Source organism: Affinundibacterium amnicola (genome assembly GCF_014284275.1).
Taxonomy (GTDB): domain Bacteria; phylum Pseudomonadota; class Gammaproteobacteria; order Burkholderiales; family Burkholderiaceae_D; genus Undibacterium; species Undibacterium amnicola.
This window is the reverse complement of record NZ_JACOFU010000006.1, coordinates 44,235-61,071: the sequence shown is the minus strand read 5'-3', so window position 1 is coordinate 61,071 and position 16,837 is coordinate 44,235. Positions and strand designations below refer to the sequence as shown.

The following is a 16,837-nucleotide window of genomic DNA, read 5'->3' as shown; positions in this document are numbered from 1 at the left end:
AGTTGCTCCTGTTTATACTGCGGTTAAAAAATCTAGGCAAAAGCTCGCCCCACCTCGATCAAAATCGAAGTTCCTGACAAGAAAATAAAATTTAAAAATTAGGCTGCTAGGGCAATCAAACTCGTATGCGCACCATGTCTGCGTCTGAGTTTTTCATAAAGAAGTATCAGATCACTGAGATTGGTTTCTAAGGCGACGGCTAGTTTGTCCATGGTGATAATCGATGGAACGACTTTGCCGCATTCAATTTCACTAATGTACGAACGATTGAGATCGGCTTTTTCTGCTAACTCTTCTTGAGAAATCGCTTGATACATTCTGAGCTGCCGAACCGCGATGCCAAAGCTGTCACAAATAATCTGCATTATCGATTCGCCTCATGTTCAGCTTGCGCTTGATCGTGCTTGAGATTGGCTTGACTCACATGACTACCCGCAGCCACATCTTGCGTGATCCAAACATTACCGCCAATGACAGCACCACGTCCCAAGGTAATACGTCCCAAAACCGTGGCACCAGCATAAATCACGACCTCATCTTCGACGATAGGATGACGTGCCAAGCCCTTATGTAAATTGCCCTCTTGATCAGCTGGAAAACGCTTGGCGCCCAAGGTCACGGCTTGGTAAATTCTGACCCGTTCACCGATAATCGTCGTTTCTCCAATCACGACCCCAGTACCGTGATCGATAAAGAAACCAGCACCGATACTTGCACCCGGATGGATGTCGATACCAGTCTGAGCATGTGCGATCTCAGCGACTATGCGCGCCAGCAAAGGCACTCCTAGGCAATACAGTTGATGGGCAATCCGATGATGTATCATCGCCAGCACGCCGGGATAACACAATAAAACTTCGTCAACGCTACGCGCCGCCGGATCGCCTTGATAAGCAGCGATCACGTCACTATCCAGCAAACGCCGTATCGATGGTAATGCACGAGAAAACTGTTGGACAATTTCAACTGCGCTGTCTTCCAAATGAAGTTCATGCTCTAGCTTGTCGGATTTCTTAAATCGTGCAACATAACTGAGCTCCAAACGTACCTGCGCTAACAAAGAATGTAAGACCGTATCGAGCGTATGACCAACATAAAAATCTTCGCTCTCTTGCCTGAGTTCTGGTGGCCCCAAACGCATAGGAAACAAGGCACCGCGCAGATCAGTAATGATCTTTCCTAAGGCATCCCGTGAGGGCAATTCACGACCACCCGGTTCATTCGAACGTTGCTGCGCGCTGCGCCACTGTTGACGCACCTGAGACAATTGTTCGACAACCTCATCGATGGCAAAAATCGACGTACGAGATGGTTTAGCTGAATGCGTTAACACCGATGGGGAGATGGATTGAAATCTGGAATTCATGAAATGTCCCTAATCCTGTATCCAAGGCAAGGAACGGGCTCGCCATCCACCTAAAGATCCACGTTGTTGCGCGTCATTTAAATCACCTTCAAAGCCTTCGTCGATATTAAAGACATTGCTATAGCCTGCCTTGCTTAAGGCCTCGGCTGCCAGATAAGAACGCTTACCGCTACGACATAGCAAGAGAATCAAGGCATTCTTATCTTTGACTTTGGCTTCGACTTCTTTGACAAAGCGTGGGTTACGATTCATCGCCGTACCGGTCGCCCACGCTACGTGCAAAGTATCGGGTATGTAACCGACAAACTTGCGTTCTTCTATGGTACGAACATCAATAAGGATCGCTTGCTGATCATGAAACAAACGCCATGCATCGATAGGCGGCAAACTGCCAGCAAATGGTAAAGCCAGTTGTTTTGCTAACTGTCGTGCTTGTAACACGGTAGTGTCTTCCACGCCCAAAGGCACAATAATTTCCGTGTGATGAAAATCGGATTTAGGGCGTTCAAGTTGTGAGGTCGTCATAAAAATCTTTCGAACTAAGCAGATGGTGATCTGCAACATAAGCAATGTGTGCCAATGTATCGAAATACATCACAACATAAAACGAATTAAATTGATGAACGATCATTGAAAAATGAATATGTCCAAATTCAAAGTAGAAAAAGCCAGCTCGACAGCTGGCTTTTTCTACGACAAGGTGGTGTGTTGTGCTTGCTAGTTTGTGACTGCGATTACGATCCCGTCGGTGAAGTCACAACAGACAATTTTGTGACACCTGAACGCTGTATGCTGGCAATCGCCTTTGCTACCGAACGATAGGGAACTCCCTCGTCTGCTTGGAAATTAACCGGAATATCAGGGGTCGCCGTCACGCGTGATTTCAAATCACTTTCCAAACCTTCTACCGTGACTTCTTGCTTATTGATATAGACCTTAGCATCGGCATCGACACTGACAGTAATCGGTTTAATCTCAGTGAGAGGTGCCGTGGCTGCAGTTTTTGGCAAATTAATTTTTACTGCATTTTGTACCGCCGGAATCGTAATGATAAAGGCGACCAAAAGCACCAACATCACATCAACCATGGGAGTGACGTTGATTTCGCTGTTCAAATCGCCCGCGCTTTTTCCAGTTGAGAAGCCCATTATGCTGCCACTCCTATGACTTGATTATTGACATGAACGGCACTACCACCTTGACTTTGTGTCGCGCTAACTTTGGCGACAGGTTTGCTTACGCGGAAACCACTTTTCTGCGCCAGATTCACGAAGTCAGTCGCATAGCTATCCAAGTCAGCCGATGCCAGTTTTAAGCGACGTAAATAAAAGTTATAGGCAAGCACAGCAGGAACCGCAACTGCAATCCCGACACCCGTTGCAATCAATGCTTCCCCTAGTGGTCCAGCTACAATATCAATACTTGGTGAAGCCGCTTTGCTTAATGCAGTTAAGGCGTGAATAATACCGAACACGGTACCGAATAAACCCACAAATGGCGAAGTACTGCCGATTGAGGCCAAGACTGCTAGACCCGATTCCAAAGACTCGTATTCCTTTTGAATCTGTTGACGTAGGTGACGCTCCAACAACTCTTGCCTATCCCAACTATGTTCAAGATCTGGACTCTCACCATCGACCACATATAACGCGCTAAAACCCGAAGCAGCCAGACGCGCTTTCGCGCCCGTGGTATCAGACAAATTGGCAGCAGCGTCGAGATTGCTAGCACCCCAAAATTGTTTGGTAAAAACCCTATTTTGGCGACCAAGACGAAAGTGCTGGACGCCTTTAGCGATAATTAAAATCCAGGTGATCACGGAAAAAAATACCAGGCCATACAGCGTGCCATCGACGATCAGTTTTTGAATATGTTCGTTCATGTTATTGCGTCTTTCTGTAAAAAATAAAATAGGAAATTTGTGAAATTAAATCTTAAAAATAATCGGCACTGAGACCACACCATCGATCGGTGTTTTACCGCGCTTGGCAGGATCAAATGTCCAGCTCAACACAGCCTTAATCGCAGCTTCATCGAGCACGATGTGCCCACTTGATTTCGACACTTGCACATCATCAGGAAAACCCGTTGCCAATACTTTGACGCGCAACACGACTGTGCCTTCCAAGCCACGGCGCTGTGCGACCGCTGGATAATTCGGTGCAGGATTATTCTTGTAGCCAGCGAAGCCACGTGGCTCTGTAACAGGCTCAGGCGCTGGCGGAGGCGCGGGTGGTGCAGGCGGTGGCGCTACCGCCACGGCGACCGTATTTGCTGAGCTAGAAACAGTCTCAGCGGGTGTATTCACGACAGGTACATGATCTGGAATCGGCAATGCTTTTTGTGGCACGACTTTGACCAACTTTGGCTCCGGTGGTTTGGGCTTCTCGACTGGCGGTGGTGGTGCGATCTCTATCGTCATCGGACTAAACTTTGCCAAGGCTTCTTTATTACCTGGCTGACTGATCCAATAGTAGCCATACGCATGCAAAGCGAAGATTGCGCTTGTTAAGATAGCGAGCGAGCGCTTGGACTTGCTTGCCACATCAGCTTCCGCTTGACGGCGTGCAGTGGATGCATCAATCAGAGCAACTGCTGCCGCTGTGACATTCTGTTTCGTCGCCACTTTTTGATGGGCCTGGTATTGGCGTCTGACGACAGCGCGGCGATGATAAACACCGGCACTTTCAAAAGTTAAACTGCTCATGGGGCATCCTCTCAACGATATGGAAAAACTTGCACAACTTGTGTAAGAGGAGCTTTAGCAGAAAGTATGCCAGCACGTTTCACGCATTTTCTGTTGAAAACGCAACAGCGTAATGTCATGAATAAAATAAGAAATGAAAATTCATGGCGCATTCTCCACAGGAAAATTCTAGACCTGCGCGAGAATCCGCAGCGTGACCAAGCACCACGATTTTTTTGTTATCGATGGGTGATTTTCAAATAAGCTCAAGGTGCATTCTTTTTTCAACGTCAACAATTTTTAGTGTTGCCAAATACAGAAAAGCATATTTAGAAATCAAATGACAAACGCAATTCTTATGTCGTTTTCCAAACATGTCTTATCTAAGTGTGCAAAACTCAACAGAAAAAACTGTTCAAATTCAATCAAACAATATGGCGTATCGAGCACCAACCACAACAGAAGATTGCCAACTATCCAGCTTAATTCAACACCATCAAATTGACTGTATCTCATAGATAAAAATCGACGGAAATAGGCAGTCGAACTCTTCGCCAAAAACTGAGGTAGGAAGCTAGGTGGCATGCTAGTTGCAATACTTAGGATTTTCTTTAGCACTTATCCAAGCGTATCTTATTTATTCAACTGGAGTATTTATGTCTTCCCGCATTATCACCACCACATCCATTGCATCCCCACGAACATCGCTAGGCAAGCGAGCGCCATTTACCTTAAGACCTATCGCCGCTGTGTTTGCCGGTTTGGCCTTGCTCAGCAGCGGTAGCGCCTTTGCGCAGCAAAGCACAGCAAGCGTGGCCGAACTACAAGCGGAAATCGCGCGCTTGAAAGAAATCATCGCAAAGCAAGCACTCAACAAAACCGCCAACAGCACGACTGACAATCTGGCAAACACATCGCCAAGCACAACGACGACGCCACCGAATACCAATACCAAAGCAGAAGCGGAAGAACCTGAACTCTTGGGTGCAGTCACCGTGCGCAGCCGCAACCGCCTCGAGCGACTACAAGATGTTCCGCTGTCCGTTTCCGTGGTGACTGGTAAAGAACTTGATCGCTTGCAAGCCACCGATATCGGCGCTATCTCACAACGGGTATCGAATGTCTCGTGGAATCAAGGGAATCAACGTACCAGTAGTTTGTCGATTCGTGGTATTGGCAAACAAGGTCAAACCGAAGCACAAGATCCTAGCGTCGGTCTAATCGTCGATGGCGTTAACTATGCCTACAATGCACTTTCCTCTAGCTATGATTTCACTGATGTGGAAGCTGTCGAGGTTACGCGTGGTCCACAAGGTACGCTGTTAGGAAAAAATACCAGCGTAGGTGTGATTAACGTCAGCACCCGTCGCCCTTCCTTTACACCTGACGCCAGCTACGCAGTCACGTTAGGTCAATTAGACACGGTACAGGGACGCTTCTCAGCGGGTGGTCCCATTATTGATGGACTGCTGGCTTGGCGCGGTAGTTTAAGTGTCAGCAAGGCGCGTGGCGATGTCGACAATTTATACAACAGAGACTTCACTTATACGAATAAAGATAGAGTTTCAGGGCGTGCGCAATTCCTCATCACACCGAACAAAGACTTTAGCGCACGCCTTGCGTTTGATGCCCAGCCACGCGGTGGTGAAGCGACCAACGGACGTGTATTAAACACACCAACGCCAAGCACCTATGCAAATGGCAGTGTGAATACTTTAGCGACCGATGCGAAGACACGACTCAATCGCCGCTGGTTCAATCAAGATCCACTCTACACTTACGACAATACTTATTTGTACGGCGCTGGTCAGGGTGCAGTCTCTAATGATGCTGCGCGCGCCTTGGTTACCGGAAGCAATGGTGCCACCGCCGAATTAAATTGGAATCTGGGAACCCATACGCTGACCTCGATTACCGCTTACAAGGATTATCACTTCAACGCCGTCAATGATGAAGGTACACCATTCGATATCCATCGCAACTCGGGTGGTTTCTGGAATGACTATAAACAACGCAGTCAAGAAATTCGCTTGACCTCACAACCAGGTGGCTTCGTTGACTATCAGGCCGGCGTATTTTTGCTGCAGGTTGATAATAGCTCTGAATACCAAAAAATTTGGGGCAATGACGCCGGTGCTTGGTTTGCTTCGAATGCGCAATATACGACTTTGGATAAAGATGGCGCTGGACGCTATCTTTTGCAAAACTCATTGGCTGGTCTGAAAATGGCGTTTAACAGCCCTACCGGCTTACAAAAAATTCAGAATAAGAGTTCCGCACTCTTCTCTCAAGCGGATTGGCATATTAATGAGGCGTTGACCGTCACCACGGGTGCGCGCTATACCTATGAAAAACGTCGTAATAAAGCCAGTACCTTTATTCGCGATCAAGGCAATGCGCCAGAACTCAATCCTGTCGCGGTGAACGGCGTGCAGTTAGGTGGTTTCAATTCAAATAGCGCTGGCGTATTAGCAAGCGGAAACAGCGCAGCCCAGTTGGCATTGGCTGACCGAGTCGCGAATAAATACTTTGGTAGCACGATCGCTGGTGATGCGGGCGCAACTTATAACAACTTGAGCGCGACGCAAAAAGCGCAAATCGCAGCAGCAAAGGCTATCCGTCAATCGCAGATCGGCGTCATTTTTAACGAGATCGATGCTGAGCCATTCCAAGGTGGCTTGCCTTCATTCGTGTTGAGCCCATCCTATCGCGTTAACGACAATCTGACTTCGTACTTTTCATGGCAGTACGGTGAAAAAGCTGGTATCTCACAGGTCACTAATGGCGTTTCCAACAAAGTCAAAGCGGAAAAAACCAATGCCTTTGAACTAGGTGCAAAATCTTCTCTATTCGATGGCAATTTAATCTTGAACGCGGCCTTATTTGTGATGGACATTAAAGACTATCAACAAGGTGTGCGCGTGCTCGATGTCTACACCACCAACTTGAATAATGACGGACAAAATTACTACACCTCTGCCACTGGCAATGCCCCCAAAGTCAGAGCGCAGGGATTGGAAATTGACGGGGTTTACTCCGGCATACAAAACACCACACTCCGATTCTCTGCCGCCTACAATGACGCAAAGTTTAAAGATTTCCCTAACTCTGCCCAACCAGCAGAGAATGGCTACAGCGGTGCCGCGGCTTACCGCAGCCTCAGCGGCGAAACCTTGCCTGGCGCGGCTAAACTGAGTTTCAATATCGGTGTTGATTATCGCTTGCCCATTTTTGGCAACAAAGAATTTCACGCCAGTGCCAACACCCAATACAGCAGCAAGTACAACTCAGACAATGCCTTATCCAGCTATAGCGTAATTCCCGCGCGCTATTTGACAGATTTGGCCATCGGCATTGGCAGCAAAAACCAATCCTTTGATGTCAGTCTGGTCGTCAAAAATGCCTTCAACGATAAGACGGATATTTTGCGCACTTGGAATAGTTATACTCCTGCGATACCACGTTGGATAGGTGTTACTTTGAGTGGAAAATTGTAAGCTAAACTTGAAAAGAATCAGGTTAGTGGCAAAATCCAAGCAATAGACCCATGTCACTAACCTGAGAATTTTGCAGACGCTTTACCGCTTCAATCCATCACCCCAACGCCAATCGCAACAAACTAGGTGTTTGCCCTGTCCAGCGTTTAAATGATCGTCGGAAATTCGTCGCGTCATGAAAGCCAAGATAAGTGGCAACACCTTCGTTATCCATTGCTTGAAAATGAAACAGATACAGCGCCATGTGCGTGCGAACTTGATCTAACTCCGCTTGGAAGTGTGTACCGTGTCGGGCGAGATGACGTTTGAAGGTCGCAATACTGCAATCGAAATGTTGGGCAGATTTTTCTAAACTGGGTGTACATCGTAGGTTCGCCGCGAGGTAGTCATACAGTTGCGGGATAATACTTTGTGCTGGTGCCCGTTGCACCGATTCTGCATTCGCTTGCGCAATTGCCAGTTCAGCGCCGATAGCATTGGCGCGCGGCCATGGGATATCTAAAAAATCACTGGGAATAATCATCGCATCGAGGTAACAATCAAAACGCAGATCATGTCCAAGATGTACTTGATGTTGTTCAATATGCGCTGCGCGACTACGGTTGAAGCAATATCGCCACGGCAGACGTTGCTCGCTTAACCAGCGACACATCGCCGTCACTGCGGTCATGTGCATTTCAACCAAAAACGGCAACATGCCAGGTGCGCCCCATTGATCCATCCAATACAAAATCACTTGCCCATTTTCTTCCTTCACTCTGGGTGTTAACAGTGGGCATAAAGTTGACTTGAATTGCACGAGTATCTGCAAGGCCTGACGTAAATTTTGGGCGTGCAATAGCGCTTGACTAGCGCTACCAAAATGCCCGGGCAACATGTGCTGACCTAAAGCAAAGCTAATATCCTTACTTTGCGAAGAGCGTGCTAGATACTGTAATAACGCTAAATATTGTTCAGGACTGACCTTGCGTTCTTGCCGGACAAAGTCTTCTGCACACAACTTACTCACCTTACGCGCGCCATCTAAATCCACTTCAAAACGCTGGGCGCTCTGCCATGCCTGCATCGTATGATGCTGGGCAAATAGGCAGGGGTCGTTACTAGAAAAATAGCGCACGTGAATGTCTGCTATCTAGCTAAAGACCGTGGTGCGTGCCAAGCTAACGACCGTTTCTGTCGCTTCACTAAACATAGCTTTTTGATCTAATGGTTCTAAACGAGCCAGCAACACATCAAGTTCTTCAAGCGCCTCGCTGCATACCGCCCGTAAGCTGATCTGAACTTGTTGGTTATGCGTGTAAAAATGCATTTGCGCTACCATCGTGCATAAATGGTCTATTTTTTTCTGTGCATCGGCAAGCTGAGTCGCTGGCATATAAATCGCAAAACGATCGCCAGCGTAGCGACACAACACATCTTGATTCGATAAATTGAGCAACAGCATATGAGCGACCGCTTGCAAGGCGCGGTCACCTTCCTCTACACCGTGATCACGATTCAATACATGGAAGGAATTAATATCCAGCAGCGCGACGCAATTCGACACCTGAGAATGACGCTCCTGCTCCATCGCAATCAGACGACGAAGATAATTTGCATCCACGAGCTGCGTAAGCCGATCAAAAGCTCGATGATCGCGGAACAGCCGTTCACGTTTTTGTAAATGCTGATTCAGTGAAAGCTGCTCATGTCGCCAAAAGTACAATCCAGCTGTTAGTACCAACATCCCGCCTAAAGTGAATACCGCTTCTAACCAGTGATCCCAGCCCTGCTCTTTGCCGACCCGATAAAATTCATCCATACAATCAGCCCAGGCACCTAGCATAATCAATCCCATGCCAGCGGCTAATAAGTACGTCACCTTGCCGCGTGGTCTGCTGCTCAAGGTCATCAATAGCCACAAGCCCGCCATCAAGGCAGTGCCGCCTTCGGCAATGACATCAAGCCACTGTATCGTATCGATGGGTTTTGCTATGCCAATGCTGCTATAAGCAAAAAATGTCACGAATGTCGTGAACAATAATAGGGCAAGTGGTGTTTTATGGAGAGATAGCATCTTAATGGCAATGAGTGACGATGAGGGACAATGAGGGACAATGAGGGGCAATCAGCATCCAATCTGGACGAATCGCGCGAGACTAAACCTTGTGTATGACGAGAAAATGACATCGTCGGAAATTGCGTCGAAATTATTTAATCGCTTGAAAATCTACACAACAAAAACAACACAGGTGCAAACAGCTCACAGAAAATTGTATGGGATTGTGACATCGCTAGGAATGACGCAAAACTGTGTCAGTCGCTACCTGCCCCAAGAATCACGCATAGAAAAAGGCCCATTAGCGGCTGGTCATTTCAGCTCAGAAACTTGCTTGAATATCGCGTAATACCCTATCGATCGGACTTGCAACTGCACACAAAAATCTGCTGTAACGCAACTGACATATTTGGCTTCTAGACTGCGGGCTTTTCCATCCTATCAACCAGCCCGCTCATCATGAAACAAACAACTAGCCCATATTCAGCCTCCACAGCTCGCACAACCAAGCTTACAAACACCTCCAATCATGTCGCAATAGCAGGCAAACTCAGCGCGATTTCTTTCGGCGTGCTCTGCATGATGCACGCACAAGCACAAACCCAAGTCAGCACGAACAACAGTGCAGAACCACAGAGCATCACGATCAGTGGGCAACGTGCCAGTCTGCGCAAAGCATTAGAATTACAGGAAAAAGCCGACAACATCGTGAGTGTGGTTAGCAGCGACGATATCGGTGCTTTACCTGATAAAAATGCCGCGGAAGCATTAGCACGTTTACCCGGTGTATCCGTACAACGTGACCAAGGCGAAGGTCGTTACATTACCGTGCGAGGTCTGGGACCGGATTTGAATGCCATCACGATCAATGGTGCACTGGTACCTTCACCAGAAGCAAGCCGCCGCGCGGTTGCGCTCGACGTGCTGCCGTCAGGAATTATCCGCACTTTGGAAGTCATCAAAACTTTGCGCCCAGATATGGATGCCAATTCACTCGGTGCCACGGTCGAGGTGAAAGCACTCACCGGTTTCGACTTACCACAACAAGTGATGTCATTGAATGCGGGTGTCAGCTATGACGAAAACATCAAAAAAACTAGTCCCAACGTCGGACTCTTATTTACCGATCGACTGCTCGATGGCAAGTTCGGCATTGCCGCTGGTTTGAGCATGGAGAAGCGCGAATTCGGCTCCGACAATTTGGAGACTGGCGGCGCATGGAGTAATGGTCGTTTGTCTGGCCTCGAATTACGCGACTATTTGCCAGTGCGTGAACGTCAAGCATTTGCACTCAATTTAGATTGGCGACCAAATACTGAGAGCAATTATTTCATGCGCAGTTTCATAAGTAAATTTAGTGATGACGAAGTACGTGATCGCCTAACGGTGAGTAATGTCAGCGGCGGTGCCTTAACTGAAGGTGTGCCTGCCACCGCGCGGTTAGAACGCCGTCTGCGTCAACGCAAGTACGCACAAGAAATTAACTCATTCTTATTGGGCACTGAACAGCATATTCAAGATTGGAAACTCGAAGCGAATATTGCGCAAAGCACCGCCTCTGATGACACGCCAGATGCCTTGAACGATGCACGCTTCCGCGGCACGTCTAACTTCAATGACATCAGTTTTACACAAACGAATTTACCGAAACTCAATACGCCAGCCAGTGCCTACGATCCTAGCAAATTCGCTTTGAATGCACTGACTTTTCAAACGCGTTTTTCTGATGACAAAGAACATCATGCTCGCGTTGATCTCGGCAAAACCTTCGATCTAGGCGATTGGGATGCGAAGCTAAAATTCGGTCTCAAAACCAGTCAGCGCAATAAGAAAAATGATACGGAGCAATTTGCCTACAGTAGTAGTGCAAGCGCAGCGAATTATTGGGGTGCAGGTGCAACTTCGATGTCGTCTTTTGTTGGACAAGAATTAGCTTATCCACTCGGACGCATCGGTTTAGGATTAGATCCTGTTGCCTTACGTGCGCGTGTGGCGAATGCTAATCGCGCCGCCGCCCGTTCTACTGTGGAATCAGCGATCAATGACTTTTCTATGGATGAAAACATCGATGCTGCCTATATTCAAAACGGTTTTCATTCTGACAAATTTAGCCTATTGATCGGAACACGATTAGAACGCACGCAATTCGATGCTTCGGGGAATAAGATTGTCGCTGGTGTCGCCACGCCAAATCAAAGTTCACGTTCTTACAATAATTGGTTGCCGACTCTACAAGGTCGCTACGATGTCGATGCCAAAACAAGTTTGCGTGCTGCGTGGACGAATGCCGTGGTACGTGCCAACTTTAGTCAGCTAGCACCAGGAGTTAATTTAATCAGTAGTACCGAGGCACAAATTGGTAATCCTCTGCTCAATCCTATGAAAGCAAGCAATCTCGATTTTGGTATCGAACGCCGCTTGCAAGACGATGGCAGCGTCTCTGCGTATCTATTTCACAAAGACATTAAGAACTTTACTTACACCACCAATCTGGCGGGCACGGCACCATGGGCTGGCTATACCAGTGCGATTAGTTATGCCAATGGTGATAAAGCAAAAGTGCATGGCTTGGAACTCGGCTATAGCCAGTCTTTACGCATGTTACCAGCACCGTTCAATCATTTGATCTTCTCTGCCAACTTGAGCATGAGTAAATCCGACGCTAGCATTGGACGATTCGACAAAGCCAGCAATAGTTACAAAACCCGCAGCATTCAATTACCAGGGCAATCAGATCGCGTTGGCAATCTGATGCTCGGCTATGAAGACGGTGCGATCAGCACACGTTTGGCGCTTAACTACAAATCACCGTATTTGTTAGAAGTAGGATCAGACATCTTGGCAGCCGATCAGGATCGTATGGTCGATACGCAAAAGCAAGTTGATTTCTCACTGTCATATCAAATCAATCGTCGCTATCAGATCGTGTTTGAAGCGAATAATCTCAACAATGAAATCTACTATGTATATCTGGGAACGAAAGCTTTGAATGCCCAATATGAGCAGTATGGCCGCACTTACAAGGCAAGTTTGAAGATCAATTTCTAAACTGCCATCTCAAGTGAGCCACAGCCTATTCACTAATTTTTTGAATAGGCGATTAACCTATTTTTCGAATACAGTACATCTATGCAAAACTTAATTTTTTTTCAGACACAATGGCGGCGCGCTGTGCAAGCTAGTGTCTTAGCAGGATTTGCCTTAATAAGTAACTTCGCTAGCGCCAATCCAAGCACACAAGTAAAACAATTACCAGATTTTGTGAAAAGCTCGCTTGATTTCCGCTCCCTCGCGAACGGTGATTGGTTGGTGTTAGACAAAAAAACATTACGTCTATTATCACCAACCGGCATGGAACGTGCGAATATGAAAGTGCGTGCGAAACATTTTGATCTGCGCGAAAACAACGATCATGCCTTAGCAGTATTAATCAATAGCGATACTCAAAATGCCTTGCCGATTCGGATTCAACAAGGCCAGTTTCAATTGCAAACGAATTTACCAGTAGCGACTGCTGCACTCGATGCAAGCTGCTTGTTTCGCGATCAACAACAACTCATGCACCTATTCTTGATTGCGAAAAGTGGCCATGCACAACAGTGGCTACTGGAGGGCAGCCAGCCACGTTTAGTGCGCAATCTGGCTTTGCCTGCAAATGCGAAATCTTGTGAAGTTGACGATCAAACCGAAACTTTATTCGTGAACGAAGAAGATTTTGGCGTCTGGGCTTACTCAGCGCAATCAGAAAGCAGTGCCGCACGTCAAGCAGTGCAATTACGCCAGCCACACGGTCAATTGCAACAGGGTGCGCAAGCGATGCATGTTTTCTCCAGTGGAATCGCCGTCTTAGATGAAGCAGGGAAAAACATTTTTTTATCAGCGCCAATCAAACAAGGTTGGAAAATCACAAAGCACTTTTCAAACAAAAAACTTGCGGCTTGGCCACAACAAACAGGCAATTTGCGCGCACTTGAATTAGGCGGCAAAACTAACTTCTACCTACGCGATGACAACAAGAAAACTTGGATGCACGTCACTAGCCTATCGCGCAAAAAAGAAACTTCACAAGAGATTATTCCAGTGTTGATTCCTCAGGCACAAACCGAAGAAATGCAACGTCTAGGTGACGCAGCGGATGATCCCGCAATCTGGCGCCATCCGGTCGATAGTCAACTAAGTCGTGTACTTGGCACCAATAAAAAACAAGGCTTACTAGTGTATGACTTACAAGGTAAGCAAACACAATTACTGGAAGTTGGACGCTTGAACAACGTCGATGTGCGACAACAAATTCAGTGGCACGATGGCGTTAGTGATATCGCTATCGCTACACAAAGGGACGACCTTAGTTTGGTCATCTTCGATATCGATAGTCGCGGCACGGTGAGCGAAGTAAGCCGCATCGCGACAGGTCTAGAAAATATTTACGGAACCTGCCTCTATCAACCGAATCACGGAGGACTAGAAGCCTTTGTCAATGACAAAGACGGTCTAGTTCAACACTGGCGCATCGAGAGAAAAAACGGCACATACCAAGGCACGAAATTGCGTCAATTGAAGCTTGCAACTCAACCCGAAGGCTGCGTTGTGGACGACAAAAATGCGCGACTATTTATCGGTGAAGAAAAACGTGGCGTGTGGTTGACCAATGCCGACGCTACGCAAGCTAGCCCACTAAAATTGATCGCCAAAGTTGGCGACCGCTTACACGCAGATGTCGAAGGGCTAGCGCTATATCACGGCAAGCGCGCGACTTACCTCATCGTTTCCAGTCAAGGCGACAATAGCTATATCATCTATGATGCACAGGCACCATTTCGCTATCGTGGAAAATTTCGACTTGGTTTCAATATCGAAAAAGATATCGATGGTAGTTCAGAGACCGATGGTTTAGAAGTGAGTTCAGCGAATTTCGGGACAAACTATGAAGATGGTATTTTGATCGTACAAGACGGCCATAAGCGTCTGCCTGATGGTGCACAAAATTTCAAATATCTCGATTGGAAACAAATTGCGAAGGCACTACAACTTCCTTAGCATTCAGTAAAGTTTGGGAAGCCAGATCAGAAGTCGACATCCAATCCAGAGAAATGATGTCGACTTGTTCATATTCGTCAACAATTTCCACATACTCCCAAGCAAGCTTGGATGTTTCTGTGTATTGTAACGAGCGCGAACCCAATTTCGCGTTCAACAAACCATGCGAATACTGAAGAGGAGAGTAAGAATGTCACAAGAATTTCCCAAACAAAGTGCCAAAGATTTTCACCCAGAAGTACTGAAATTATTTGATCAATATGTGCATGGTGGAATCAGCCGCCGTGGTTTCTTAAGTTCAGCCGGTAAATATGCAGCGGGCGCGGTTACCGCGGAAGGCTTATTGCTGGCATTAAGTCCAAACTTCGCCATGGCGCAACAAATCAAACCTGATGATGCGCGTATCGTTGCGACTTATGTTGAATATCCATCGCCGAATGGCTATGGTACTTTACGCGGTTATTTAGTCAAACCTGCCAACGCCAAAGGTCCACTGCCGACAGTGTTGGTAGTGCATGAAAATCGCGGCTTGAATCCACACATTGAAGATGTTGCACGTCGCGTCGCATTAGAGAACTTTATCGCCTTTGCGCCAGATGCTTTATTTCCATTGGGCGGCTATCCAGGCACCGAAGATAAAGCGCGCGAACTGTTTCCAAAACTCGATCAAGCGAAAACGCGTGAAGATTTCATCACCGCGGCTGGCATCTTGAAAACCATCGCTGGCGGTAACGGTAAAGTCGGCGTGGTTGGCTTTTGCTATGGCGGTGCTATCGCTAACTTTTTGGCGACTAAAATTCCTGATCTGGCCGCTGCGGTTCCCTTCTATGGCGGCGCTCCAGCATTGGATGCGGTGCCAAACATTAAAGCCGAAGTATTAGTGCATCATGCGAGCAAGGATACACGTTTGGTTGCTGGCTGGCCTAAACATGAAGAAGCGCTAAAAGCCGCTGGCGTGAAATATCAAGGCTTTGTCTACGAAGGTGTAGAACATGGTTTTAATAACGATACGACACCGCGCTTTGATCAAACTGCTGCTGCATTAGCGTGGTCGAGAACTCTGGAATTATTTAATCGTACTTTGCGCAATTAAATTGAACTTGCATTGCTTAGTCAATTAAGCTTCAAGCGATTCAAGCCATACGCCAGCACCTGCGTGTCAAGTGCTGGTGTTTTCCTTTCTTAGCGTCTCACATGCCTTCATCAAGAAGTCAATAAATACTCTTAATCGCGCTGGCATATGTCGATGGCGTGGATAGAGTAAAGAGAATGGACGCGAACGTCCTCCAAACTCCTGCAAGACTTCGCAAAGCTGCCCGCTTTGTAATTCAGCCTCTACCACGAACCGATAAGTTTGAATTAAACCAGCACCGTGCTTGGCTAAGCTCACCGTTCCAAGAATATCATCAGAAATTGAATACGAACCGGTCGTAGGCCAATCTAATTCTTGACCATCGCGCTTAAATTGCCAGATCACATTTTGACCTATACTTGGCAAGATAAATTGTATGCATTGATGTTGTGCCAATTGCTCTAAGCTAGTTGGTGCACCATGTTGTTGCAAATACGCAGGTGCAGCCACAACGACCAGTTCTGCGTCGATTAATTTACGCGCAATCATGCCAGAATCAGGTGGCACTCTTACTCGTATAGCCAGATCAAAACCTTCTGAAGTGAAATCAACATTCCAATTACTCAATTGCAGATCTAACTGGATTTGCGGATATGCTTGAAGAAAAGCTGGCATTAAAGGTAAAAGAAAATGATGCCCAAACGGTGTCGGCATACTAACTCGCAATATGCCAGCTGGAATAACCTGCTGACCACTAGCCTCTCTCTCTGCATCGACAATCTGCTGCAAGGCGTGCTTGCACTGTAGGTAATAATTACGACCTGCTTCACTTAAGCGTATTTTGCGCGTGGTACGAACAAACAATTTCACACCTAGCCTTTGTTCTAGGCGTAATACATTACGACTCACTGCTGCAGGCGTTAAGCCTGCATGGTTTGCCGCCTCCGTAAAACTCTCGTATTCCGCCGCTAAACAAAACAACTCTATGCTACCAAGCATCACATCACTAAATTGTAAGGGCATCATTTGCTCCGATTATTCAAGTCGAGTACCTGTAGTTTACATTTAAGCAGAGTTACACGATGTAACAACAGTCCTTCTATGAAGACAGTTCAAGCACTGTTCTTTTTCACTTACGATC

General features: G+C 46.9%; 14 protein-coding genes. 5 read left to right on the top strand and 9 right to left on the bottom strand.

The window, feature by feature from the left end; translation table 11 throughout:
- Window positions 1-98: 98 nt before the first annotated feature.
- The 6 genes from H8K33_RS14450 to H8K33_RS14425 form a co-directional block, all read right to left on the bottom strand.
- Complete coding sequence (locus H8K33_RS14450) at window positions 99-365, bottom strand: helix-turn-helix domain-containing protein (protein ID WP_186891757.1); 267 nt, start codon at window positions 363-365, stop codon at window positions 99-101.
- Window positions 365-1,366, bottom strand: coding sequence for a serine O-acetyltransferase EpsC (gene epsC, locus H8K33_RS14445; protein ID WP_186891756.1), 1,002 nt, complete (start codon window positions 1,364-1,366; stop codon window positions 365-367). Before epsC ends, H8K33_RS14450 begins: the two co-directional genes overlap by 1 nt.
- Before the next feature lie 9 nt (window positions 1,367-1,375).
- A complete protein-coding gene (locus H8K33_RS14440; RefSeq protein WP_186891755.1) occupies window positions 1,376-1,891 on the bottom strand; it encodes a rhodanese-like domain-containing protein in 516 nt (171 codons plus the stop codon).
- Window positions 1,892-2,100: 209 nt separating this feature from the next.
- Window positions 2,101-2,514, bottom strand: a complete 414-nt coding sequence (locus tag H8K33_RS14435; protein ID WP_186891754.1) for an ExbD/TolR family protein — start codon at window positions 2,512-2,514, stop codon at window positions 2,101-2,103.
- Complete coding sequence (locus H8K33_RS14430; RefSeq protein WP_186891753.1) at window positions 2,514-3,248, bottom strand: MotA/TolQ/ExbB proton channel family protein; 735 nt, start codon at window positions 3,246-3,248, stop codon at window positions 2,514-2,516. Before H8K33_RS14430 ends, H8K33_RS14435 begins: the two co-directional genes overlap by 1 nt.
- Window positions 3,249-3,293: 45 nt before the next feature.
- Window positions 3,294-4,073 carry an energy transducer TonB gene (locus tag H8K33_RS14425; protein WP_186891752.1) on the bottom strand — a complete coding sequence of 260 codons (780 nt, stop codon included), beginning with the start codon at window positions 4,071-4,073 and terminating at the stop codon, window positions 3,294-3,296.
- A gap of 635 nt (window positions 4,074-4,708) precedes the next feature.
- Here H8K33_RS14425 and H8K33_RS14415 point away from each other — a divergent pair.
- On the top strand, window positions 4,709-7,549 hold the full coding sequence (locus H8K33_RS14415) for a TonB-dependent receptor (protein WP_186891750.1): 2,841 nt from the start codon (window positions 4,709-4,711) through the stop codon (window positions 7,547-7,549).
- Window positions 7,550-7,646: 97 nt separating this feature from the next.
- Here H8K33_RS14415 and H8K33_RS14410 read toward each other — a convergent pair whose 3' ends face one another.
- Both H8K33_RS14410 and H8K33_RS14405 read right to left on the bottom strand, forming a co-directional pair.
- Complete coding sequence (locus H8K33_RS14410) at window positions 7,647-8,666, bottom strand: AraC family transcriptional regulator (protein WP_343043829.1); 1,020 nt, start codon at window positions 8,664-8,666, stop codon at window positions 7,647-7,649.
- A 15-nt stretch (window positions 8,667-8,681) separates the two neighbouring features.
- The gene (locus tag H8K33_RS14405) at window positions 8,682-9,605 is read right to left on the bottom strand and encodes a GGDEF domain-containing protein (protein ID WP_186891749.1); all 924 of its coding nucleotides are present in this window, start codon (window positions 9,603-9,605) and stop codon (window positions 8,682-8,684) included.
- A 106-nt stretch (window positions 9,606-9,711) separates the two neighbouring features.
- On the opposite strand from H8K33_RS14405, the gene H8K33_RS14400 reads away from it, so the two are divergent.
- The 4 genes from H8K33_RS14400 (at window position 9,712) to H8K33_RS14385 (ending at window position 15,717) form a co-directional block, all read left to right on the top strand.
- Window positions 9,712-9,936: a hypothetical protein gene (locus tag H8K33_RS14400; RefSeq protein ID WP_186891748.1), complete on the top strand. Its 225-nt coding sequence runs from the start codon at window positions 9,712-9,714 to the stop codon at window positions 9,934-9,936.
- A 110-nt stretch (window positions 9,937-10,046) separates the two neighbouring features.
- Window positions 10,047-12,635 (top strand): TonB-dependent receptor, encoded by a 2,589-nt coding sequence (locus H8K33_RS14395; protein WP_186891747.1) that lies wholly within the window; start codon window positions 10,047-10,049, stop codon window positions 12,633-12,635.
- An 81-nt stretch (window positions 12,636-12,716) separates the two neighbouring features.
- Window positions 12,717-14,624, top strand: coding sequence for a phytase (locus H8K33_RS14390; protein WP_186891746.1), 1,908 nt, complete (start codon window positions 12,717-12,719; stop codon window positions 14,622-14,624).
- A 190-nt stretch (window positions 14,625-14,814) separates the two neighbouring features.
- A complete protein-coding gene (locus H8K33_RS14385) occupies window positions 14,815-15,717 on the top strand; it encodes a dienelactone hydrolase family protein (RefSeq protein WP_186891745.1) in 903 nt (300 codons plus the stop codon).
- Between the two features lie 66 nt (window positions 15,718-15,783).
- Here H8K33_RS14385 and H8K33_RS14380 read toward each other — a convergent pair whose 3' ends face one another.
- Window positions 15,784-16,719, bottom strand: coding sequence for a LysR family transcriptional regulator (locus H8K33_RS14380; protein WP_186891744.1), 936 nt, complete (start codon window positions 16,717-16,719; stop codon window positions 15,784-15,786).
- Between the last annotated feature and the right edge of the window lie 118 nt (window positions 16,720-16,837).

Bases quoted from the DNA above. Each gene is read 5' to 3' on its own strand.
- H8K33_RS14450 (WP_186891757.1), bottom strand. From the start codon at position 365: ATGCAGATTATTTGTGACAGCTTTGGCATCGCGGTTCGGCAGCTCAGA.
- epsC (WP_186891756.1), bottom strand. From the start codon at position 1,366: ATGAATTCCAGATTTCAATCCATCTCCCCATCGGTGTTAACGCATTCA.
- H8K33_RS14440 (WP_186891755.1), bottom strand. From the start codon at position 1,891: ATGACGACCTCACAACTTGAACGCCCTAAATCCGATTTTCATCACACG.
- H8K33_RS14435 (WP_186891754.1), bottom strand. From the start codon at position 2,514: ATGGGCTTCTCAACTGGAAAAAGCGCGGGCGATTTGAACAGCGAAATC.
- H8K33_RS14430 (WP_186891753.1), bottom strand. From the start codon at position 3,248: ATGAACGAACATATTCAAAAACTGATCGTCGATGGCACGCTGTATGGC.
- H8K33_RS14425 (WP_186891752.1), bottom strand. From the start codon at position 4,073: ATGAGCAGTTTAACTTTTGAAAGTGCCGGTGTTTATCATCGCCGCGCT.
- H8K33_RS14415 (WP_186891750.1), top strand. From the start codon at position 4,709: ATGTCTTCCCGCATTATCACCACCACATCCATTGCATCCCCACGAACA.
- H8K33_RS14405 (WP_186891749.1), bottom strand. From the start codon at position 9,605: ATGCTATCTCTCCATAAAACACCACTTGCCCTATTATTGTTCACGACA.
- H8K33_RS14400 (WP_186891748.1), top strand. From the start codon at position 9,712: ATGACATCGTCGGAAATTGCGTCGAAATTATTTAATCGCTTGAAAATC.
- H8K33_RS14395 (WP_186891747.1), top strand. From the start codon at position 10,047: ATGAAACAAACAACTAGCCCATATTCAGCCTCCACAGCTCGCACAACC.
- H8K33_RS14390 (WP_186891746.1), top strand. From the start codon at position 12,717: ATGCAAAACTTAATTTTTTTTCAGACACAATGGCGGCGCGCTGTGCAA.
- H8K33_RS14385 (WP_186891745.1), top strand. From the start codon at position 14,815: ATGTCACAAGAATTTCCCAAACAAAGTGCCAAAGATTTTCACCCAGAA.
- H8K33_RS14380 (WP_186891744.1), bottom strand. From the start codon at position 16,719: ATGCCCTTACAATTTAGTGATGTGATGCTTGGTAGCATAGAGTTGTTT.